20 protein-coding genes and 1 pseudogene are annotated in these 19,623 nt (G+C 41.1%); 13 read left to right on the top strand and 8 right to left on the bottom strand.

What is annotated here, in order from left to right; all coding sequences use genetic code 11:
• The first annotated feature begins 44 nt into the window (after nt 1-44).
• Nucleotides 45-869, top strand: coding sequence for a HipA family kinase (locus AO498_RS00255; RefSeq protein WP_067542077.1), 825 nt, complete (start codon nt 45-47; stop codon nt 867-869).
• Nucleotides 847-1,230, top strand: coding sequence for a DUF3037 domain-containing protein (locus tag AO498_RS00250; RefSeq protein ID WP_067542074.1), 384 nt, complete (start codon nt 847-849; stop codon nt 1,228-1,230). The genes AO498_RS00255 and AO498_RS00250 overlap by 23 nt, the downstream gene beginning before the upstream one ends.
• On the opposite strand, the gene AO498_RS00245 is transcribed toward AO498_RS00250, so the two are convergent.
• The 3 genes from AO498_RS00245 to AO498_RS00235 form a co-directional block, all read right to left on the bottom strand.
• Nucleotides 1,218-2,306: a sensor histidine kinase gene (locus AO498_RS00245; protein WP_067542071.1), complete on the bottom strand. Its 1,089-nt coding sequence runs from the start codon at nt 2,304-2,306 to the stop codon at nt 1,218-1,220. The genes AO498_RS00250 and AO498_RS00245 overlap by 13 nt on opposite strands.
• 6 nt (nt 2,307-2,312) lie before the next feature.
• Nucleotides 2,313-3,002 carry a response regulator transcription factor gene (locus tag AO498_RS00240; RefSeq protein WP_067542068.1) on the bottom strand — a complete coding sequence of 230 codons (690 nt, stop codon included), beginning with the start codon at nt 3,000-3,002 and terminating at the stop codon, nt 2,313-2,315.
• Nucleotides 3,003-3,154: 152 nt separating this feature from the next.
• Nucleotides 3,155-3,943, bottom strand: a complete 789-nt coding sequence (locus AO498_RS00235) for a DUF3108 domain-containing protein (protein WP_067542065.1) — start codon at nt 3,941-3,943, stop codon at nt 3,155-3,157.
• 182 nt (nt 3,944-4,125) lie between these two features.
• Between AO498_RS00235 and recA the strand changes: the two genes are divergently transcribed.
• Nucleotides 4,126-5,151 (top strand): recombinase RecA, encoded by a 1,026-nt coding sequence (recA, locus tag AO498_RS00230; RefSeq protein ID WP_067542062.1) that lies wholly within the window; start codon nt 4,126-4,128, stop codon nt 5,149-5,151.
• 58 nt (nt 5,152-5,209) lie between these two features.
• Here recA and AO498_RS00225 read toward each other — a convergent pair whose 3' ends face one another.
• Nucleotides 5,210-6,457, bottom strand: a complete 1,248-nt coding sequence (locus AO498_RS00225; RefSeq protein ID WP_067542059.1) for an ABC transporter permease — start codon at nt 6,455-6,457, stop codon at nt 5,210-5,212.
• Nucleotides 6,458-6,581: 124 nt separating this feature from the next.
• Here AO498_RS00225 and queA point away from each other — a divergent pair, with 124 nt between their 5' ends.
• From queA to AO498_RS00200, 5 genes are all read left to right on the top strand, one after another.
• Nucleotides 6,582-7,631, top strand: a complete 1,050-nt coding sequence (gene queA, locus AO498_RS00220; protein WP_067542056.1) for a tRNA preQ1(34) S-adenosylmethionine ribosyltransferase-isomerase QueA — start codon at nt 6,582-6,584, stop codon at nt 7,629-7,631.
• A 93-nt stretch (nt 7,632-7,724) separates the two neighbouring features.
• A complete protein-coding gene (locus tag AO498_RS00215) occupies nt 7,725-8,417 on the top strand; it encodes a 2-C-methyl-D-erythritol 4-phosphate cytidylyltransferase (protein ID WP_067542053.1) in 693 nt (230 codons plus the stop codon).
• 120 nt (nt 8,418-8,537) lie between these two features.
• Entirely contained in the window at nt 8,538-9,371 is an 834-nt protein-coding gene (locus AO498_RS00210; RefSeq protein WP_067542050.1) for a LiaF transmembrane domain-containing protein, read from the top strand.
• Nucleotides 9,372-9,404: 33 nt separating this feature from the next.
• Complete coding sequence (locus AO498_RS00205) at nt 9,405-10,445, top strand: sensor histidine kinase (protein WP_236778622.1); 1,041 nt, start codon at nt 9,405-9,407, stop codon at nt 10,443-10,445.
• Nucleotides 10,442-11,173 carry a LytR/AlgR family response regulator transcription factor gene (locus tag AO498_RS00200; RefSeq protein WP_067542046.1) on the top strand — a complete coding sequence of 244 codons (732 nt, stop codon included), beginning with the start codon at nt 10,442-10,444 and terminating at the stop codon, nt 11,171-11,173. Before AO498_RS00205 ends, AO498_RS00200 begins: the two co-directional genes overlap by 4 nt.
• A 33-nt stretch (nt 11,174-11,206) precedes the next feature.
• Here the strand turns inward: AO498_RS00200 and AO498_RS00195 are convergent, their stop codons facing one another.
• Together AO498_RS00195 and AO498_RS00190 are read right to left on the bottom strand one after the other, a co-directional pair.
• Nucleotides 11,207-11,428: a DUF2795 domain-containing protein gene (locus AO498_RS00195; protein WP_026952747.1), complete on the bottom strand. Its 222-nt coding sequence runs from the start codon at nt 11,426-11,428 to the stop codon at nt 11,207-11,209.
• 76 nt (nt 11,429-11,504) lie between these two features.
• Nucleotides 11,505-12,752, bottom strand: coding sequence for a DUF349 domain-containing protein (locus AO498_RS00190; RefSeq protein ID WP_067542043.1), 1,248 nt, complete (start codon nt 12,750-12,752; stop codon nt 11,505-11,507).
• A gap of 130 nt (nt 12,753-12,882) precedes the next feature.
• Between AO498_RS00190 and ettA the strand changes: the two genes are divergently transcribed.
• The 4 genes from ettA (at nt 12,883) to AO498_RS00170 (ending at nt 16,206) form a co-directional block, all read left to right on the top strand.
• Complete coding sequence (gene ettA / locus AO498_RS00185; RefSeq protein WP_067542040.1) at nt 12,883-14,562, top strand: energy-dependent translational throttle protein EttA; 1,680 nt, start codon at nt 12,883-12,885, stop codon at nt 14,560-14,562.
• 170 nt (nt 14,563-14,732) lie between these two features.
• Nucleotides 14,733-14,930 carry a hypothetical protein gene (locus tag AO498_RS00180; RefSeq protein ID WP_067542037.1) on the top strand — a complete coding sequence of 66 codons (198 nt, stop codon included), beginning with the start codon at nt 14,733-14,735 and terminating at the stop codon, nt 14,928-14,930.
• A gap of 221 nt (nt 14,931-15,151) precedes the next feature.
• A complete protein-coding gene (locus tag AO498_RS00175) occupies nt 15,152-15,568 on the top strand; it encodes a carboxypeptidase-like regulatory domain-containing protein (protein WP_148660169.1) in 417 nt (138 codons plus the stop codon).
• Complete coding sequence (locus AO498_RS00170; RefSeq protein ID WP_148660168.1) at nt 15,565-16,206, top strand: hypothetical protein; 642 nt, start codon at nt 15,565-15,567, stop codon at nt 16,204-16,206. Before AO498_RS00175 ends, AO498_RS00170 begins: the two co-directional genes overlap by 4 nt.
• A gap of 236 nt (nt 16,207-16,442) precedes the next feature.
• On the opposite strand, the gene AO498_RS00165 is transcribed toward AO498_RS00170, so the two are convergent.
• Nucleotides 16,443-17,642 (bottom strand): metallophosphoesterase, encoded by a 1,200-nt coding sequence (locus AO498_RS00165; protein WP_236778621.1) that lies wholly within the window; start codon nt 17,640-17,642, stop codon nt 16,443-16,445.
• Between the two features lie 236 nt (nt 17,643-17,878).
• Between AO498_RS00165 and AO498_RS00160 the strand changes: the two genes are divergently transcribed.
• Nucleotides 17,879-19,183, top strand: a complete 1,305-nt coding sequence (locus AO498_RS00160; RefSeq protein ID WP_067542025.1) for a pyridoxal phosphate-dependent aminotransferase — start codon at nt 17,879-17,881, stop codon at nt 19,181-19,183.
• Between the two features lie 45 nt (nt 19,184-19,228).
• Here AO498_RS00160 and AO498_RS16915 read toward each other — a convergent pair.
• Nucleotides 19,229-19,546: pseudogene (locus AO498_RS16915) on the bottom strand (four helix bundle protein); the annotation flags it as partial.
• Nucleotides 19,547-19,623: the final 77 nt, after the last annotated feature.

Genomic DNA, 19,623 nt, shown 5'->3' with positions numbered 1-19,623 from the left:
TCATCACTGTTCTATTACAGATTATCACTTTTCTTTGTGTCATAATGAACTCCGTTTCTTCTATCGATAGTCCCGTTTTTCCAAGTCCTGATTTGCGTAAAGTAAATGTCACCCGCTATGTCATGCCTCTTCGCGAAGGTGGATCATTGCCAGCACTTGCTGATGCTGATGATGGATTTAGCTATGTCTTGAAATTTAAAGGAGCAGGTCAGCGGGAAAAAGCCCTTATTGCAGAATTGATCTGTGGGGAATTGGCTAGATTTCTTGGATTCAAAGTGCCCGAGTTGGTTTTTGCCGAATTGGATGAGGCTTTTGGACGGTCTGAGGGTGATGAGGAAATCCAAGACCTGCTTAAAAGTAGTCAAGGTCTTAATTTGGGACTTCATTTTTTATCCAAAGCACTGACTTTTGATCCGGGTGCGACCGTAGTCGATGAATGGACCGCCTCTAAGTTGGTCTGGTTTGATGCTTGGATTACCAATGTCGATCGGACGTTTCGCAATACCAATTTGCTCGTATGGAACCGTGAACTTTGGCTCATCGATCATGGGGCATCCTTGGTTTTTCATCATGCATGGGAGAACTACCAGCGCCAGATTTCATCCTCTTTTCCTATGATTAGCAATCATGTATTGTTGCCTTTTGCCACAAAATTGGAAGAAGCAGATCATGAGATGAAAAGTAAATTAACCGAAGTTGTGATCAAACAGGTGGTTGATATGGTGCCGGATGAGTGGATCTTAGCCGGTAGAGATACCGAAACTGCCGAGGAAGCGCGGAAGGTTTATGTGGACTTTCTGTGGAGTCGTTTGGAACAATCTTTTCACTTTGTAAACGGAGCCATCGATGCAAGAAAATCACTTGTTTGAGTACGCACTGATCCGCGTAGTACCCCGAGTAGAGCGAGAAGAATTTGTCAATGTGGGAGTCTTGGTATGCTGTAAGCGGCTTGACTTGCTGTTATGTCGGATAACCATTCCTCAAGAAAAGGTATTGGCATTGGACCCAAATGCAGATCTAGAAGTGATTGCCGAATACCTGGATTCCTTCGAAAAAATATGTCGTGGGGAGCGAGGTCCCAATCCAATTGCCTTGCAAGATGCAGCTTCCAGATTTCGTTGGCTTACTGCGAATCGGAGTTCAATGCTTCAAACTTCACGACCGCATGGGGGATTGTCAGATGATTTGGAAAAAACGTTGGAATCTCTTTTCGAAAATTATGTAGCCTGAGCAGTTGGTGCTTCTTTTTCACTTGTTTTCTTCTCTTTTTCCAGTGGAAGTGAAAAGCTGAAAACCGAACCCTTTCCAAGGGTGGAGGCCACATTAATTTTGCTCTTGTGACCTTCCAGAATGTGCTTGGCGATAGCTAGCCCCAAGCCAGTTCCACCTTCTTTTTTAGATCGGCTTTTTTCCACTCGATAAAATCGCTCGAAAATTCGTTTTAAATCCTCAGGAGGAATGCCCGGTCCATTGTCTTTAACTTCCACTAATAGGGAGTTCTTTTGGACTTTGAGATGGATTTTGACATCACCACCTTCGTGATTGTATTTGACCGCGTTGAAAATCAGATTTTGGCAGACCCGAAAAATTTTCTGCCTGTCGGCATGGGTGGTATGATTTTTTTCTTGATCGAAATCGAAGTGAATGGCCACTTTTCGCTTCGAGGCTTTGTGTTCTAGCTGTTCCATCACCTCTAGAATCAACTCCTTCAAATCAAAGTCGGAAAAGTTAAATTTGATCACTCCGCTTTCCATTTGATTTAGTGTAAGGAGATCCTGCACTAACACATCCAGTGAATCCAAGCTTTTTGCAGCGCGCTTTAAGAATTTCATTCGAACGGCCTTATCGTCCATTGCTCCATCTAAAAGCGTATGGATGTACCCTTGTGTGGCGAAAATCGGAGTCTTTAATTCGTGAGAAATATCTGCAATAAATTCCCGTCGGAATTCAGCGTTTTTTTGTAGGGTTTCAATTTCGCGTTGCCTAGCAATAGCGTATGAGTTGATCACCGCATTGATTTTGTGCAATGGAGAAAGGGAGGATCGGAGGGATTTACCTGAGTCGTTTAGCTCGGTTAAGTCCTTTTTTTGGATTTTTTCCAATAATAAATACAGATTGGAAATCTCCCGAAATACCAAAAACTCAAGCGTGAAATTGATTAACAGATAAGAGATCGAAAACGAAAGCAGTCCAGCAAGGAGTAAAACTTGATAAGATGACTCCTCCAGCAAGGACAAAAAAGCCACCATCAAGGCGGAAATAGCCAGTCCTAGGACGAACGATATGCCCTTGGAAGTATTTAACATGAGTGATTAGGCTTGTTCAAACTTGTAGCCGACCCCTTTGACTGTCGTAATGTATTCTTCACCGATTTTCTCTCTGACTTTCCTGATATGCACATCTACGGTTCGAGCCAATACAAATACATCTGTTCCCCAGATATTTTGAAGCAACTCATCCCTGCTGAAAACCATATTAGGATTTTTGGCTAAGAAATACAGCAATTCAAACTCTTTTTTTGGAAGGATAATCGTTTTTCCACCTTTAGCTATGGTATAGCTTCCTCGATCGATTACCAAATCCCGGATTTTAATAATGGCATGCTCTTGTTCTTTTTTGGACTCTCTTCGAAAAAGGGCGGCAATTCGACTCATCAAAGCTCTGGGCTTGATAGGTTTGGTGATGTAGTCATCTGCCCCTACATCAAAGGCTGCCACCTCGGAGTATTCCTCCATTCGTGCAGTTAGAAAAATGATATAGGTATTTTTTAATTCAGGAATTTGTCGGATTTGGAGGCAGGTTTCTACACCATCTTGATTGGGCATCATGATATCGAGCAGAATCACGTCAGGTAAAAATTTAGTGGCTGTTTTTACACCTTTGATGCCGTCTTCCGCTGTGGCCACTTCATAGCCTTCCTTTTGTAGGTTGTATTTGAGAATTTCTACAATGTCCGGCTCGTCGTCTACGACTAGGACTTTGATTTTTTGCTTCTCGCTCATGAAGGGATTTCTTAATGTACAGGTTAAAATTAATGATAATTTAAAAACATAAACCAAACAATCATTGGCACTTGTCTTGAATCTGCCGATAAAGGATGGTAAAAAAATGCTTTTGTTAAGGAATCGTTAAGCAAATTGATTCCTAAGATTAATTAGTTGTTTCGCAGGCCTTTAGCGGTAGCAATGTCGATGTTTAAGGAGCCAACAAACAAATTCGCCTTAATTTTCACCGGAATTTTGTTTTGATCCTTAGTTACCCAGACTTTGACAGGGTATTCCCCACGAAACAGCTTATTCTTAGGGACATGTGGAGAAAAAATGTAGGTTTCTTTTTTTCCTAGGCTTGTTTCCAAGAGTTCAGTGCCCTCGAATATTAATTTTAGGTTATAAATTTCTTTATCGAAAAATCCACGAATTAAAACCTCCTCACCAACTTTCAGATTTGCCAAATTCATGGTTCGAAGCAGGTAAAAACCACTCACCAAATCCTGAACTTGTCCAGGCAAGCTGAATTCTTTTACTTCCTTGATGGATTTATTTTCTCGATCATAAAGCTCCATTTTTGCTTTTCTATTGACTTGGTCAAAATAGACTTTCTCATGTTTTCGGTACTTTCCTTCCTCGATATGTCGATAGGAAAGGGTAGGTAAAAGTGAGCCTGTGTCCAGATGAGTTCCCCAATTGTCATTTACTCTTCCGAAAATTGTAGCGGCACCTTTTGTTTTTCCAAAAGCATCAATTTTAAAATGGGCTTTTTCCCCCTCCGTGATTGGTCTTTTTGCAATTTGGAGTTTGGCCTCTGCAAGATCAAGCCAGCCATAGCTCACCTCGAAATGAAGCTCTTCCCCATAAGTGAATGCGGTATTTTTACTCTGAGCAAGGCTTAGAGTGGAAAATATCCAAAGGGAAAATACTGTACTAAGGTAGCTGAGGCGATTCATATTTTTTTGTGACAATACGTGGCAAAAACTTTGCAAGTTTTGTTCTTGCCTTAAAAAAAGGGCGGAATCATGGATTTAAAAGTACAAATTTGAAAACCCAAAACAATAGCCCTCGACTCTTTGGTTATCCTTGGGTGAATAATTAACTTAATGACTAATTTTCCATTTTATACTATTCTCAAATGAGCAACGCTGAAAAATTGAAAGCTTTGCAGCTTACTATTGATAAGCTGGAAAAAACTTACGGTAAGGGTACCGTAATGAAGCTAAGTGATAATACAGTTCAAGATATTCCAGCTATTTCCACCGGTTCTTTGGGACTGGATATGGCCTTAGGAGTTGGAGGGATTCCAAGAGGAAGAGTGATCGAAATCTATGGGCCTGAATCGTCTGGTAAAACTACCCTTACCATGCACTGCATTGCCGAAGCTCAAAAGGCTGGGGGATTAGCGGCTTTCATTGATGCTGAACATGCATTTGACAAGACTTATGCAGAAAAGCTGGGGATCGATACTGAAAACTTACTGATTTCTCAGCCGGATAATGGTGAACAGGCATTGGAAATTGCTGAACATTTGATTCGCTCTGGAGCCATAGATATTATCGTGATTGACTCTGTTGCAGCATTGGTTCCTAAAGGTGAACTCGAAGGTGAAATGGGAGAAAGCAAAATGGGGCTTCAAGCTCGATTGATGTCGCAAGCCCTTCGAAAGCTGACCGGTGCGATCAATAAAACTGGCTGTGCGTGTATTTTCATTAACCAGCTTCGGGACAAAATTGGGGTGATGTTTGGTAATCCAGAGACAACCACTGGCGGTAATGCCCTTAAATTTTATGCTTCAGTACGTCTTGACATCCGAAGAGTAGGTCAAATCAAGGAAGGTGCAGATAATATTTTGGGTAACCGTACTCGGGTTAAAGTAGTGAAAAATAAAGTGGCTCCTCCTTTCAAAGTGGTTGAATTTGACATCATGTATGGTCAAGGAATCTCTAAGGTCGGAGAGATTATTGACTTGGGAGTAGAGTTGGAAATCATCAAGAAGGCAGGATCTTGGTTCTCTTATAATGGAGAAAAACTCGGTCAAGGTCGTGATGCAGTAAAAAATCTCTTGCTAGATAATCCTGAGCTGATGGAGGAATTGGAATCCAAAATCAAAGCGGCATCTGGATTATTGCCAACTGAACCTACCGTCGGTTTGGAAGATTGATCCGATGTGATGGAGTAAAAAAAGAGGAGGCATATTTTTCATGCCTCCTCTTTTTATTTTAGGTGGTTCGAATCGCTTCCACCGGATCCATTCGGGCAGCAAGTGTCGCAGGTACAATTCCGGCAACAATCCCGATTATGGATGAGACTCCAAGACCCAATATGATGTTGGTAAAGGATAGAATTAGATCTAGACTTCCCAATGGCATAAAACTTAGGAGATAAACCAAAATAATTCCAGTAATGCCTCCAATGAGACTCAAGCACATCGCCTCAAACAAAAACTGGAAAAGGATAAAGTAATTTTTGGCACCGAGAGATTTTTGGATGCCGATGATATTGGTTCGCTCACGAACGGAGACAAACATGATATTTGCAATTCCGAATCCTCCTACAAGAATTGAAAATCCACCAATAACCCATCCAGCCACTGAAATAACGTCGAAAATGGAACCAATGGCGTTTTGAATAAATTCTGTTTTGTTGAGTGAAAAGTTGTCTTCTTGGGTAGGTTTAAGCCCTCTTTTAGCCCGCATCAATCCAGTCATTTCATTTTCTAAGGCCACTAAGCCAATATCAGATTCCATGCCTTTTGCGGCAATTGTTGGTTCAAGACCATTCCTACCCGTGTAATACATTTTAGAAAATGCTCCATATGGAATTAGACAAGCCTCGTCTTTGGAAGGTAGGTCAAGAAACCCTTCACCCTCTTCTTCAAAAATCCCGACTACTGTAAATTTCATGCCTCGGATTTTCACTTCTTTACCCACAGCAGATTGATTTGGATAAAGAATGTTGGCAATCTTCTTTCCTACAATTGCCAGGTTTCGGGAAGCATTGATTTCGGATTCGGTAAAATATCTGCCTTCTTCAAGAGCCACCTCATATACATTTTGATAGGTGTAGGCAATCCCACTAAGGGCTACACCTTCGTAGGAGTTAGATCCAGCCTGGACAGTCGCAGTAGCGGATGCTGAAATGGTAACTGCTTCAGCATTTTTCAATCGCTCTTCCAAAAATTTGTATTCGGCAAAAGTTCCGGGAGGTCGTTGAAAATACTTCCACCAAGGATAATCTTGAGGCCCTGAAGCAAAAGGGAAGCGGTCAACCCGCATAACATTGGTGCCTAAAAATGCGAAGGAGGATTTTATTTTTCCCTCCAATGAATCCACCAATGTGAATACGGCGATAATGGCAAAAATCCCTACTGTTACCCCCAAAAGGGACAAAACAGTACGAGTAAGATTGGATTTTAAAGCAGTGATGGCGAAGCGGAAACTCTCCCAAGTCAATTGGAAAAACAGCATACCTTTAATAGTTGGTTAAAACAATTTGTCAAGTTAGCTGAATTTGGGCATTATTGTTATTAACTTTGCATTTTTTAAAGCAAATCACAGAGTTACAAAACAAAGAGACTCATAAACCGCCCATATGAAATTATCAGATTTCAAATTTGACGTTCCAAAAAAACTTATCGCCCTCTATCCAACAGATAATCGAGACGAATCCCGTCTGATGGTTGTCCACCGAAAAACGGGAGAAATCGAACATCGTACATTTAAAGATATCCTCGAATATTTCGGTGAGGGGGATGTTTTTGTTACTAATGATACGAAGGTCTTTCCTGCCCGTCTTTATGGAAATAAGGAGAAGACAGGAGCTAAAATTGAAGTTTTCTTGCTCAGAGAATTGAATCCTGAGTTAAGGCTTTGGGACGTTTTAGTTGATCCTGCTCGAAAAATCCGTGTAGGAAATAAACTTTACTTTGGAGACAGCGACTTGGTTGCCGAGGTAATTGATAACACCACCTCTCGTGGACGAACGATCCGATTTTTGTTTGATGGCAATGAGGAAGAATTCCAAAAAACCATCGACTCTTTGGGTGAGACTCCATTGTTGAAGGAATTTATCGAAAGAAAAATCGAGCCAGAAGATCGCGATAGATATCAGACCGTTTTTGCCAAGAATGTAGGAGCAGTAGCCGCTCCAACTGCAGGTTTGCATTTTACGCCGCAATTATTGAAGCGTTTGGAATTGAAAGGCGTGGAGGTTACTCCGATTACCTTACACGTGGGTCTTGGAACATTTAGACAAGTGGACGTCGAAGACTTGACCAAGCATAAAATGGATTCAGAGAATTATGATATTCCTCAAAAAACTGTCGAATTGGTCAATGAGGCACTTGATGCCAAAAAACGAGTGGTAGCTGTGGGTACAACTTCTTTGAAAACCGTAGAATCTTCTGTAACTGCTGGAGGTAGATTGAAGGCGAGCAATGGCTGGACGGATAAGTTTATCATTCCTCCTTATGACTTTAAAATTGCAAACTCGTTGATCACTAATTTCCATTTGCCAGAGTCTACTTTATTGATGACCGCATCAGCTTTTGGAGGATATGATTTGATCATGAAGGCTTACAAGGAAGCTGTGAAAGAAAAATATCGTTTCTTCTCCTACGGAGATGCAATGTTGATTCTCTAAAATTTCTAAAGGCTCCAAACGGAGCCTTTTTCATTTACATCCTACATTTGGGTTTGGAATAGAAAAAAGTTTAAAGCTGGAAAACTCTACCGTATGAATAAGGCAGCAATTCTTGTAGCTGGAGGAAAAGGAACCCGAATGGGCACAGCCCGATCCAAGCAGTTTTTGGAAATCGGAGGACTCCCTGTTCTTATGCATACGATTAAGGCTTTTCTACAGGCAGAACCGAAGCTTGACCTGATACTCGTTCTCCCCCAAGATCAATTTTTACTTTGGGAAGAGTTATGCCAAGAGTTTCGTTTTGATCTTTCTCATCGAATCGTAGCTGGCGGTGCTTCACGATTTCAATCGGTCAAAAATGGATTGAATGCCGTGAACTTTGATCGGGGAGTCGTTGCCATTCATGATGGAGTCCGACCATTCGTTTCTAAGAAAGTGATTCAAGAAAGCTTTAGAATTGCAGAAGCCCAAGGAAGTGCTATCCCTGTTATTTCACTGAAAGATTCGATCCGAAAAGTTTCCAGTGACGGTGGTAGTGAATTCCAGGATCGTCAAGTATTTCGGTTGGTTCAAACACCCCAAACTTTTCAGTTGGAGAAAATCAAACAGGCATTTTTAACGCCAGAGTCAGATCAATTTACCGATGATGCGACTGTTTATGAAGCTATGGGCTGGCAAGTGACTCTTTTTGAGGGGAATCCGGAGAATATTAAAATCACCACCCCTGAGGATTTAGAGTATGGGGACTTTCTTTTTTACCGACAGCAGAAAGATTCTGAAGATTAAATTGAATTTTCACCGACTCGATTACGGGGTTTACCGACTTTTTGGGAGTAGTCGCCTATTGAATATAGTAAGGGAGATGGTTAGAAAGTAGTTTTGATCATCATTTTAAACAACAACATCATGAAACCTTACAAACACAAAAACAATGACGGCTCGATTGTATTTGGGATCATAATCATTTTTATAGGTGTGATTCTCCTCCTTCGAAAGCTTGGATTTTTCATTCCTGGCTGGGTTCTTTCTTGGCCGATGATTTTAATTGCAGTAGGTACTTTTACACTTATCAAACATGAGTTTAGAAGTTTCTTTGGAGCGGTAACTTTATTTATTGGTAGTTATTTTCTCCTTCGAAATGAATTTGATTTCGACTTTGGGCTAGGACAATACATCTGGCCTGTCGGATTGATTATCCTTGGGATTTATTTGGTAACTCAGAAAAAGCGTGAAAATCGCGTGTTGGATGAGATACGAAACAGCTGGGAGAAAAATCGATCTAATTCATCAACAAGCTCTTTCTCTTCGAGTAAAGTAGAAGAGGCAAAAGTGGTCGATGAAAATGAAGGCACAAGCAAAAATTCTGGAGAAGGATTTACTCGTACTACCGGAACTTCTTTTGCAGATCGATTGAATATTGACGCGATTTTCAGTGGTGTCAATCGACGAATGATGACCAAAAATTTTCAAGGTGGAAAAATCACAGCAGCCTTTGGGGGTGCAGATATAGATTTAAGTCAGTCGGATTTCAATGGAGTGGTGACCATTCAAGTGGATATCATTTTCGGTGGAGTCAAAATGGTCGTGCCTCCTCACTGGGATGTTCGTACCGAGGTGACCAATATTGCAGCCGGATTGGAAGACAAGCGATTTTTCCGTGAAGGCGGAGTTGATACCACCAAAGTGGTCATTCTCAAGGGAACGATTCTTTTTGGAGGTTTGGAAATTAAATCCTTTTAACGACCTTAAACCAACTATTAACTACTCCTAGCCTTGCTTTTTAACGCTTTTTCAAATCCTAATCTTGGTAAATTAATCCTCCCCGGAGCCGGAATAATCTGGCTTTCGGGGACTTTCTTTTTACTCGATTCCAGCGGGATAGAATCCGAAATCGCATTAACCGATGGGTTCTTCTTTTCACTGCTTTTCGTCGGAGGAATCTGGATTTTGGATCGGGTTTTTGGACTTTTTTCTCCAAAAGGGAAAAATCTGTGGTTAGTTTTTTTGGTTCCAGTGGCGCTCAGTAGCTTAAGTATTTGGACTCATCAGTTTCTCCTAAAATGGTGGTTTGAAGAGGAAACAGTCTATTGGGAGCTGTTAGAAAATAGCCGGAACCTAAGATGGATGGTTTTAGGGTTAGCCGATCAATTGATTGCTTTTCTGGCCTTAGCCGTCTCCAAAATTGAACAGCAGGAGGAGCTAAATAAACGGGAAGCAAAAATGCTTCAATTGTCTAAAGACGCTGAATTGGCTCAACTGCGACAGCAACTTCAGCCTCATTTTTTGTTCAATAGCCTCAATTCCATTAATGCTTTGGTGGTAGCTCAGCCTGAAAAGGCAAGAGAAATGGTGATTTTACTTTCTGATTTCCTGAGAGGTACCATCCGAAAAGATACCACCACAAAAATTTCCCTTCAGGAGGAGTTGGATTATTTGAGAATGTATCTGGAAATTGAAAAGGTTCGATTTGGACACCGATTGCAAGTTTCGATGACCATTAACGAAAAAGTACTAGGTGCTAAAATTCCTCCATTGCTGATTCAGCCACTTTTGGAAAATGCGATAAAGTATGGCTTGTATGGGGTGACAGGTGAAGTTGGGATTGACCTTTCAGCGCATGAACAAGAAAAGTATTTGATAGTCCGAATTTCAAACCCTTACGATTCGGAAGTGACCACCGAAGCGGGAACAGGCTTTGGCCTTAGCTCGGTGGAGCGGCGATTATATTTATTATTTGGTCGGAATGATTTGTTGAAAAAGGAACATTCCGATGGTCGATTCAGTGTCGAATTAAAGATCCCACAGTTTCAATGATTAAAGCAATAATTATAGATGATGAGCCCCTTGCGGCTGGGATAATCCAAGAGTTTTTGCGGAATTACGCAGAAGTAGAAGTAGTCCAAGTCTGTCATGATGGATTTGAAGGACTCAAGGCCATTCATTTGCATCAGCCTGACTTGATCTTTTTAGATGTTCAAATGCCCAAAATCACCGGATTTGAAATGCTCGAACTCTTGGAAGAACCTCCAGCGGTTATTTTTACCACGGCGTTTGACCAGTACGCGCTAAAGGCATTTGATGCCAAAGCGTTAGATTATCTGTTGAAGCCATTTTCAAAAGATAGATTTGCCCAGGCTATAGATAGATTTCTTTCTTTTTCGGAGAAAGAACCAGAAAAAGAGGCTGATCCTGACGCTCACTTATTAGCCGAAAAGAATAATAGACTGGTGGTAAGAGTCAAAAATGACATCAAAGTAATTCCTGTACAGGAAGTGATTTATTTTGAGGCGGAGGATGATTACATCGGAATTCATACGGCTTCGGGTAAATTTTTGAAAAAAATGACCATGAAGCATCTTGAGGAAAGTTTAGATCCTGCACGATTTGCAAGGGTTCACCGATCCTTTATGGTGAATATTCAAGAAATCTCAGGGATTGAGCCCTACGAACGGGATAGCTATTTTGTCAAACTCCGAACTATGCAAAAAGTGCCAGTTAGCAAAACTGGATATTCCCGACTCAAGCAAGTGCTAGGCCTGTAAAAAGTAAAACCCCGGATTTCCGGGGTTTTACAATTAATATTCGTCTTCATTAAAGAAGAAATCATCCTTAGTCGGGTAATCCGGCCAGATTTCTTCGATGGTCTCGTAAGGCTCTCCGTCGTCTTCGAGCTCTTGAAGGTTTTCCACTACTTCAAGTGGGGCGCCAGATCGGATGGCATAATCAATAAGCTCATCCTTGGTGGCTGGCCAAGGAGCGTCCTCAAGATAGGAAGCTAGTTCAAGTGTCCAGTACATAGCGTTAATTTTAAAGGTGTTCCGGATTTTTAAGGTTGCAAGAATACGGATTTTTTTGATAAGTAGTTTCTACTCATTATCGAGGAGAAAGTTGCTTCAAAATATAGTTTTTTACATCTACTTTTCTTTTGAGGCCAGAAAGTTTTTTGCGCATCATCATTTCGAAGTCAGGAGTCTGTACCCTGAAGTTTTCGGAATTGCTTTGCATGGTCTCCAGTTCGGTTTGATCTCGGTGAAGAAGATCTTTTAGAATCGATGATTTGATCTGATTTTGCTCGGTTATTGGCTTCTGATCAAAGTCCTCGTACTTACTATGGGAGAGTTTTTCCAAAAAGGCTTTTTCGAAAATGATGTCCATGAAAAACTGGTAGGAGCGCGCCGGGAGGTTGGCTTCCTTTGGTTTTCGCTGTGGCAGTTTTTTCCAATCTTCTTGAATCGCCTTTGCCCTTGAGGTGATCTGAAATGAACTTGGCTGATGGGCCATTTTTTTCAATTCCTCCACCATAGCCTCAATTTTTTTCAGGACTTCACGAGGATGCATTTGTGGTCCTGGATTTAATCCTCGTTTGTATCGTGAGAATATGCGGTTATTCAATTTTGAAAACTCATCCCAAAGAGGCTGTCTCTTTTCAGCAGGCACTTTGCCAGCCTCCTTCCATTCTTTTTGGATTCGTTTTGAAATCTCAAAAGCCATTTTGGCATCTGGAAGATCATGCGCTTCTCTTGCTTGCACGACTAGCGCCTCATACACTTTGATATTCTCTTCAGCTTGTAGTGCGAGTCCTTCGAAGAAATGACGACGGTTTTCAAAGAATGTCTGCACCGCATCGTTAAATTCTTTCTCAATTTCTTCGTGGATTTCCTTATCGACAGGACCGGTTTTGATCCAGCGGAGTTTTAATTCTTTGAATTTTTCAGCAGTCTCCTTCCAATCGGTGTCATTCTTCATGGCTTCTGCCTCCAGAATCAACCCTTTCTTGACCTCAAGATTTTTAGTTCTATTGGATTGGATGATTTCATTCAGATAGGCTTCTTGCTCGTTGAGTTCTTCGATGAGTGGTATAAAATCACCCAAGGCATCAGATTCAAAAAGTGAGTCACGAAGGTGAATAAGCTTCATCAAGAAAGAACCCTTGTTTTGGTTTTCCTGAATATCTGCCTTCAGCTTGGCTACCTTATCTTTAATTTGCTCAAATCGTGCTTCAAAATAATTGAGAGTAGAGGTTTCGTCTTCCTTTACTTCACCGATTTCCCGATCGGGTTTGCCCAAAAATCCTTTTAAAAAGACCTTACCGTCTTTAATATATCCATAGGGATGTTCCATCTCACTGCAATAGGTTATAGGTGGTTGTTCTCAATTTTGCGCAAAATAATCAATTACAGCGCACTTATCCTAAGAAAGGGATATTTTTGCCATCTTTGCCGATTCAGTCAGAACAAGTTAAAAACAACCCATGAGCTCAGAAAAAATCATCTTTTCGATGGCGGGAGTATCCAAAATCTATCCCCCTCAGAAAAAGGTTCTAAAAGATATTTACCTCTCATTTTTTTACGGAGCCAAAATCGGCGTCTTAGGTCTAAATGGATCTGGTAAGTCATCCTTGTTGCGGATTATTGCCGGGATGGACAAAGAATTTTTGGGAGAGGTCGTTTGGTCACCTGGATACACCGTCGGGATGCTTGAGCAGGAGCCAAAACTCGACCCTACCAAGACAGTCAAAGAAGTGGTGGAAGAGGCCGTAGCAGGGACTGTGGCTTTGCTCAAAGAATTTGAAGAAATCAACGAGAAATTCATGGATCCTGCCTTAATGGAAGATCCTGATGCGATGGACAAGTTGATTACCCGCCAAGGAGAAGTTCAGGAAAAACTGGATGCAGCCAATGCATGGGAATTGGATGTGATGCTGGACAAAGCGATGGACGCTCTTCGTCTTCCTCCCGCAGATGCCAATGTGGCTAACCTTTCCGGAGGAGAAAAAAGACGGGTAGCTCTATGTAGACTACTTCTTCAGGAGCCGGACGTGCTTTTGCTTGATGAACCTACCAACCACCTTGATGCGGAATCTGTGCATTGGTTGGAGCAGCACTTACAGAATTACAAAGGAACGGTCATTGCCGTAACCCACGACCGCTATTTCTTGGACAATGTTGCCGGTTGGATTCTTGAACTTGATCGTGGTGAAGGCATTCCATGGAAAGGAAACTATTCTTCTTGGTTAGATCAAAAGCAAAACCGATTGAAGCAAGAAGAAAAGACGGAGTCAAAGCGTCAAAAAACTCTTGAGCGGGAATTGGAATGGATTCGAATGTCACCCAAGGCGCGTCAATCCAAAGGAAAAGCGCGTTTGAATGCGTATGACAAACTTGTCGGTGAGGAAGCAAAGGAAAAAGAAGCCAAACTCGAGCTTTTCATTCCTCCGGGACCAAGATTAGGAGCAAAGGTGATTGAAGTGAATAATGTCTCCAAAGCTTATGGAGACAAATTGCTTTTTGAAAATCTCAGCTTCTCTTTGCCTCAAGGTGGAATCGTTGGTATCATCGGACCAAACGGTGCCGGTAAAACAACTCTTTTCAAATTGATTACTGGACAAGAAAAACCAGATTCTGGAAATTTTGAAGTTGGAGAAACTGTAAAACTAGCTTATGTCGATCAGGAGCATGATCAGCTTGATCCAAACAAGACGGTTTACCAATTGATCTCAGGAGGAAATGAGTTGATGAAGTTGGGAAACAAGGAAGTCAATTCAAGGGCTTATGTGTCCAAGTTTAACTTTGCCGGTTCAGATCAGGAGAAAAAAGTAGGCGTACTTTCTGGTGGTGAGCGTAACCGAGTTCATTTGGCTATCACCCTAAAAGAAGGCGGAAACTTGCTCCTACTTGATGAGCCTACCAACGATCTCGATGTGAATACACTACGGGCTTTGGAAGAAGCTTTGGAAAACTTCGGTGGTTGTGCGGTGATTATCTCTCACGACCGTTGGTTCCTGGATCGAATCTGTACCCATATCTTGGCTTTTGAAGGCGACTCTCAGGTCTATTGGTTCGAAGGCAACTTCTCCGATTACGAGGAAAACAAGAAGAAGCGATTGGGTGATTTGACTCCGAAAAGGATTCGTTATAAAAACTTGAAATAGTAAGAAGTCCCAGTTTGCGGTATTCAGATTGTCAGTATGAGTGTTGTCCAAGGCGATATTCAAGCTTTACATAAGAGTTAAACACAAAGCCCCTCGAAGAGAAATCGTCGAGGGGCTTTGTGTTTCTAAAAAACTTTTGAGTTATTACTTTAGAATTAGTTTTCTTTCAGATGAGTAAAAGGAGAAAGTATTTTCATTTGGTTTTGATCCTAGCCGCATTTGTCATCGGTGGTTTGTCTTTGTGGCATAGCGGTTTTTGGATGGAGGGAAGGGATAACATCCCAAATTTCACAGCAATTGCGATGGGATTGACTGTGATTTCGCAGGGATTGGTTTTAAGGTCTGGGTTGAAAAAAGGGGATGAATAAGTAAAATCCAATCAAATGATTTTGCAAAAGTCCGTTCAGGTTTATAATTCTAATTCTTATACGTTTATATCAATACCTAATCGCGTCTTTGGAGGGGGGCGCCTGAATTAAACAGGGAATATTTTAGCTCAAAATGAAGAGTTAGAGTTTTTGTATGGGGTTTCTTCAAGGGTAATAAAAAATGGCATTTTTGGATGGAATTTATTTGGGGTAAAGAGAAGATGAGAAAGATAGATCACTTGGTTGTTTTGTTTCTGGCTTTTTTATTCAATGGTTGTCAGGAATTTATTCATGACAGTTTTGATACTTTTTCTGGAAGACTGGTGAATGAATCTGGTCAGCCTATTTCTGGAGTCGAGCTGGTTTTGACGCAGGAGTTGGATTTTACTGATTTTCAAAATCCTGTTTCAATTTCCTCCATTTATACGGTGAGGACCGATTTGTCCGGAAGATTCAGGTTTGTTGTTCCCTCAAAAAATTTTAACAACTTCTACTATTTGCAGATCAAACCGCCTTATAGGTTCGAGATTGATTTTAATGGGGAAAAGAACTTTAGGAATTACACGGAGGTATTCTCATCCGAGCGAGATGCTTTCGGAGTAGTGTCATTGGGTGATTTAACCGCTGTGGAAAAATGAAAAATATATTTTGCTACGTTTTGGCGTTGTTTTTAATGGCGTTTCAAGTGGCTTATTCCCAAGAGTTGGACTCAAATAAGAACCCGGGCAAAGGTAGGCTGATGATAGAACCAACCTTGGAACTGGTCAATAGAGATTTTGGAAAGGGCTCATTTTTAGGATACGCATATCAATTAGGAATAGGATATAACCTCAGGATAAATGCACGAATCGGTGGTTACCCAGGAATTGGGCTTTATACCCTAAATCAGAGTGCTTCAGTCCTTGAAAATAATTTCCTGGGGGGGATATTCGAGGATGCGCGATTTAAAGAGAGCGGTGTTTTAATTTACCACACATTCCACCTTCACAGAAGATTTATGGTGAGTCCTGAACTGGGATTTGGGCTATTACAATTGATTCATGGAGAAAGCCCTTCCAGATTTATTCTAAATTATAACCGTCTTTTCGGAGGGTTAGGACTATCCTATGTCCTTATAAAGGATAAAAACGGGGTTTATGATGTCAACCTAATAGTAAGAGGAGGATATGGGGGATTAAATGGCAGTGAGATTATCATCAATCAGTCCGATAGAAGTTATGTAAGGCGGGCTACAGATATTCAGGGAAGTTTGGGGATTCAAATCAGCTTTCATTAATGGTTTAAGAATCTGAATGAAAATAATCCTTGTGGATTTGATCTTAAAGAATAGGACTAGAGTAAAGTTGTTTTGAAGAAAATGCCTTTTTGATACAGAAAGGCCATTAGTCGAAAAAAATTATCTTTCTAATTTAAATTATTGGAAATCAGTGTAATTAAAAAAAGCTTGTATTGCCAATACACAATATTATGTTTCAGCAGTACAAGCTATTGAATCGATTTTATAATCTAGGATTAGCCCTTTTTTCTCTTCAACTCCAGCACCGTAATCTCCGGCCAAATACCAACTCTTCCCGGAAATGCCAAGAATCCAAATCCCCGATTTACATGGAGAAACTTACCCATTTCCTCATATAATCCAGCCCATTTGGGATAGCGAAGGGAAGAAGGACTCCATTTGATCCAGCCCGGAATCTCTATACCAAACTGCATCCCGTGTGTATGTCCACTCAACGTAAGGTGGATATGGTGCGCAAATTTCTTTACTTCTTCGTCAAAGTGGGAAGGATCGTGACTCATCAGGATTTTAAAACTTTCAGCAGAAAGATCGGCGGCAGCTTTGGCCAAGTCTCCGTATTGCGCAAATCCTTTTCCCCAGTTTTCAACCCCGATTAGGTCGATGCTTGCGCCTTCTTTTCGGATTTTGACATGCTCATTTCGAAGCAGTTTAAATCCAAGTTCTTCCTGTACCTGAAATAAGCGCTTTAGATTTTCAGCCTTTGCCTCCTGGCTGGGCCAGTACATGTAGTCTCCATAGTCATGGTTTCCCAAAATCGAATATTTACCCATTGGAGCATGGAGTTTTTTAAATGTTTCCACCCAAGGCTCCATTTCCCCAGCGTGATTATTGACCAAATCCCCCGTGAATAAAATGACGTCTGAGTTTTGCTGGTTGATTAGGTCAATACCGTATTCTAGTTTCTTTTTATCATCAAAACTACCAGAATGGATATCCGAAATCTGAGTGATGGTAAACCCATCAAACTCCTCCGGCAAATCCTCAAATTCCAACGTATGTTTCATAACCCGATATCGGTATTTCCCGATCAGGACACCATGAAGGATTCCTACAAAGGGAATAGCTGATAGGACCAGAGCCGTTTGGCTGATGAATTTCCGACGATCGGGTAAAAAGTCCCCTTGACGGCTACCCGAAATTGCTTTAAAACTTCCTGTAATAAACCGAAGAAGATCCTCACCGAAAAGGAGGGTGAGAATAATCAGTTTGGGAACCAAGGACAAAATCATCAGGGAAACCATAGTTCCAAAATTTGGATTCATGTTCTCTCGACTGAAGGTTAGAAATCCGTAAACAATAAAGGAATAGACCAAAAATGAAAAAATCCAATACCCAATCTTGATCCATGTTTGGGAAGGAAAGGCTGTTTTAAATGCTTGGTAGGTATACCAATCAATCAAGGAAAGAAAGATCAAGAAGAGTAGAATTCGAGTAAGAACCACTGGAATAGTTATTTGACGGTAAGTTAAGATTGCTTCTGTTCGTTTCCCAAAAGGGAAATAAGTGTACCCAAACGATCTGCAGATTTGAAGGTTTAGAATGATATCATTTTTCTTGTTCTATTGTTTTGGTTTTTGGCCGAATCCTGAAATATCAATTTGCTTTTCCCTTACTTTGTAGCGGAATTTTTTCCAAACCAGCCTATTGACCTATGAGACAGCTACTCCTCAGACCCGGAGCAGAAGAATTGAATTACGAAATCCGAGGTATTGTAAAAAAAGCCCGGCAAATCGAAGCTCTCGGCTATCCCATGACTTGGGAAAATATCGGTGACCCCATCCAAAAAAGTAACCACGTGCCTGATTGGATGAAGGCAATCATCGCCGATTTGCTCAAAGAAGATAAAACCTACGGATACGCAGATTCCAAAGGTGTTTTGGAAACCCGTAAGTTTTTGGCCCAGCTAAACAATGAAAAAGAAGGGACTCAAATTACGGCTGAGGATATTCTTTTCTTCAATGGATTAGGTGATGCTATCGCCAAATTGTATCAATTTTTGATTCCTACTGCGCGGATCATTGGGCCGTCTCCTGCTTATTCTACCCATAGCTCTGCAGAGGCTGCCCATGCCAACACGGCTCCTATTACCTATAAACTGGATCCGGATAATCAGTGGCTACCTGATATGGAAGACCTGTATATGAAGGTAAAGTATAATCCTTCCATCGTGGGTATTTTGATTATTAATCCTGATAATCCAACGGGAATGGTGTATCCCAAGGAAGTTTTAGAAGGCTTTGTGAAAATCGCTGAGGAGTTTAGTCTTCTTCTGATTGCGGATGAAATCTACCAGAACATCACCTATAATGGCATTAAAGCAGTTGCCTTAGCTGAGGTAATTGGAAGCCGGCCAGCAATTTCTCTAAAAGGGATTTCCAAGGAATTTCCATGGCCAGGAGCAAGATGTGGATGGATGGAATTTTACAATAGAGAATCCTCCCAGGAATTTTCAAAGCTTTGTCAGACTCTTGAGAATGCCAAAATGATTGAAGTGTGTTCCACCATACTGCCCCAATTGGCTATTCCGAGAATCATGAGTCATCCAGAATACCATGCTTACCGAGAGGAGGCGAATGCTCAAATTGGAAAAAGAAGTGAGTGGATGAGTGAAATATTGGGGTCAATAGAGGGGATAAAATTTAACCCAACTCAAGGAGCATTTTACAATACGATCGTTTTTGATGAGAGGCTTTTAACTCCTAATCAAACCCTTCCAATAGAGGACGAACGTCTTCAAAAATTATTAGATTCTTGGCTTAGCGATTCGACAATGCCTTTGGATAAGCGGTTTGTGTACTATTTGTTAGCTTCCGAGCGTATCTGCGTGGTACCAATTTCTTCCTTTTGTTCAGATTTAAGAGGATTTCGCGTGACACTTTTAGAAGAAAATGAGGAGGTTTTCAAAGACACGTTTGAAAGGCTGGGTAGGGCGATTCGGAAGTATTTAAATTCTTGAGATACTTTGAATTCAGAAATCTAAATTCAGAAAGCTGAAACTTGGCTAGGAGTTTCTTTTAGCATTGATGACCATGGTCGTAAATATTGATGTAAGCTCATTAGCTTCTTTAAGACAGGGACTTACTCGTTCGGCGGGTAATAGGTTTGATTCTAATATGAGTTCTAACCAAAATACGGATTCATCAGCCTCTTCCTGGACTAAGGATAATTTTGAAATAAACTCAGCACGTGAACGTCCTCGTTGTGAAGATCTATAATTCGCCCCCACTGAAGTGCTAGATCTTATTAACTGCTTGCCAAGTTCAAAACCGGCTATAATTTTTGGAAGGTCTGAAACAAGCTTGATAATTTCCAAAGCAAACTTCTTTGTGCTTGTTTGTAGGTCTTAATCCGTGATATTTTCGGCGGCTAGTTTCAGCTTTCTTACTTCATACTTCT

It is taken from the genome of Algoriphagus sanaruensis (genome assembly GCF_001593605.1).
GTDB lineage: Bacteria > Bacteroidota > Bacteroidia > Cytophagales > Cyclobacteriaceae > Algoriphagus > Algoriphagus sanaruensis.
This window is presented reverse-complemented; position numbering and strand designations above follow the sequence as displayed.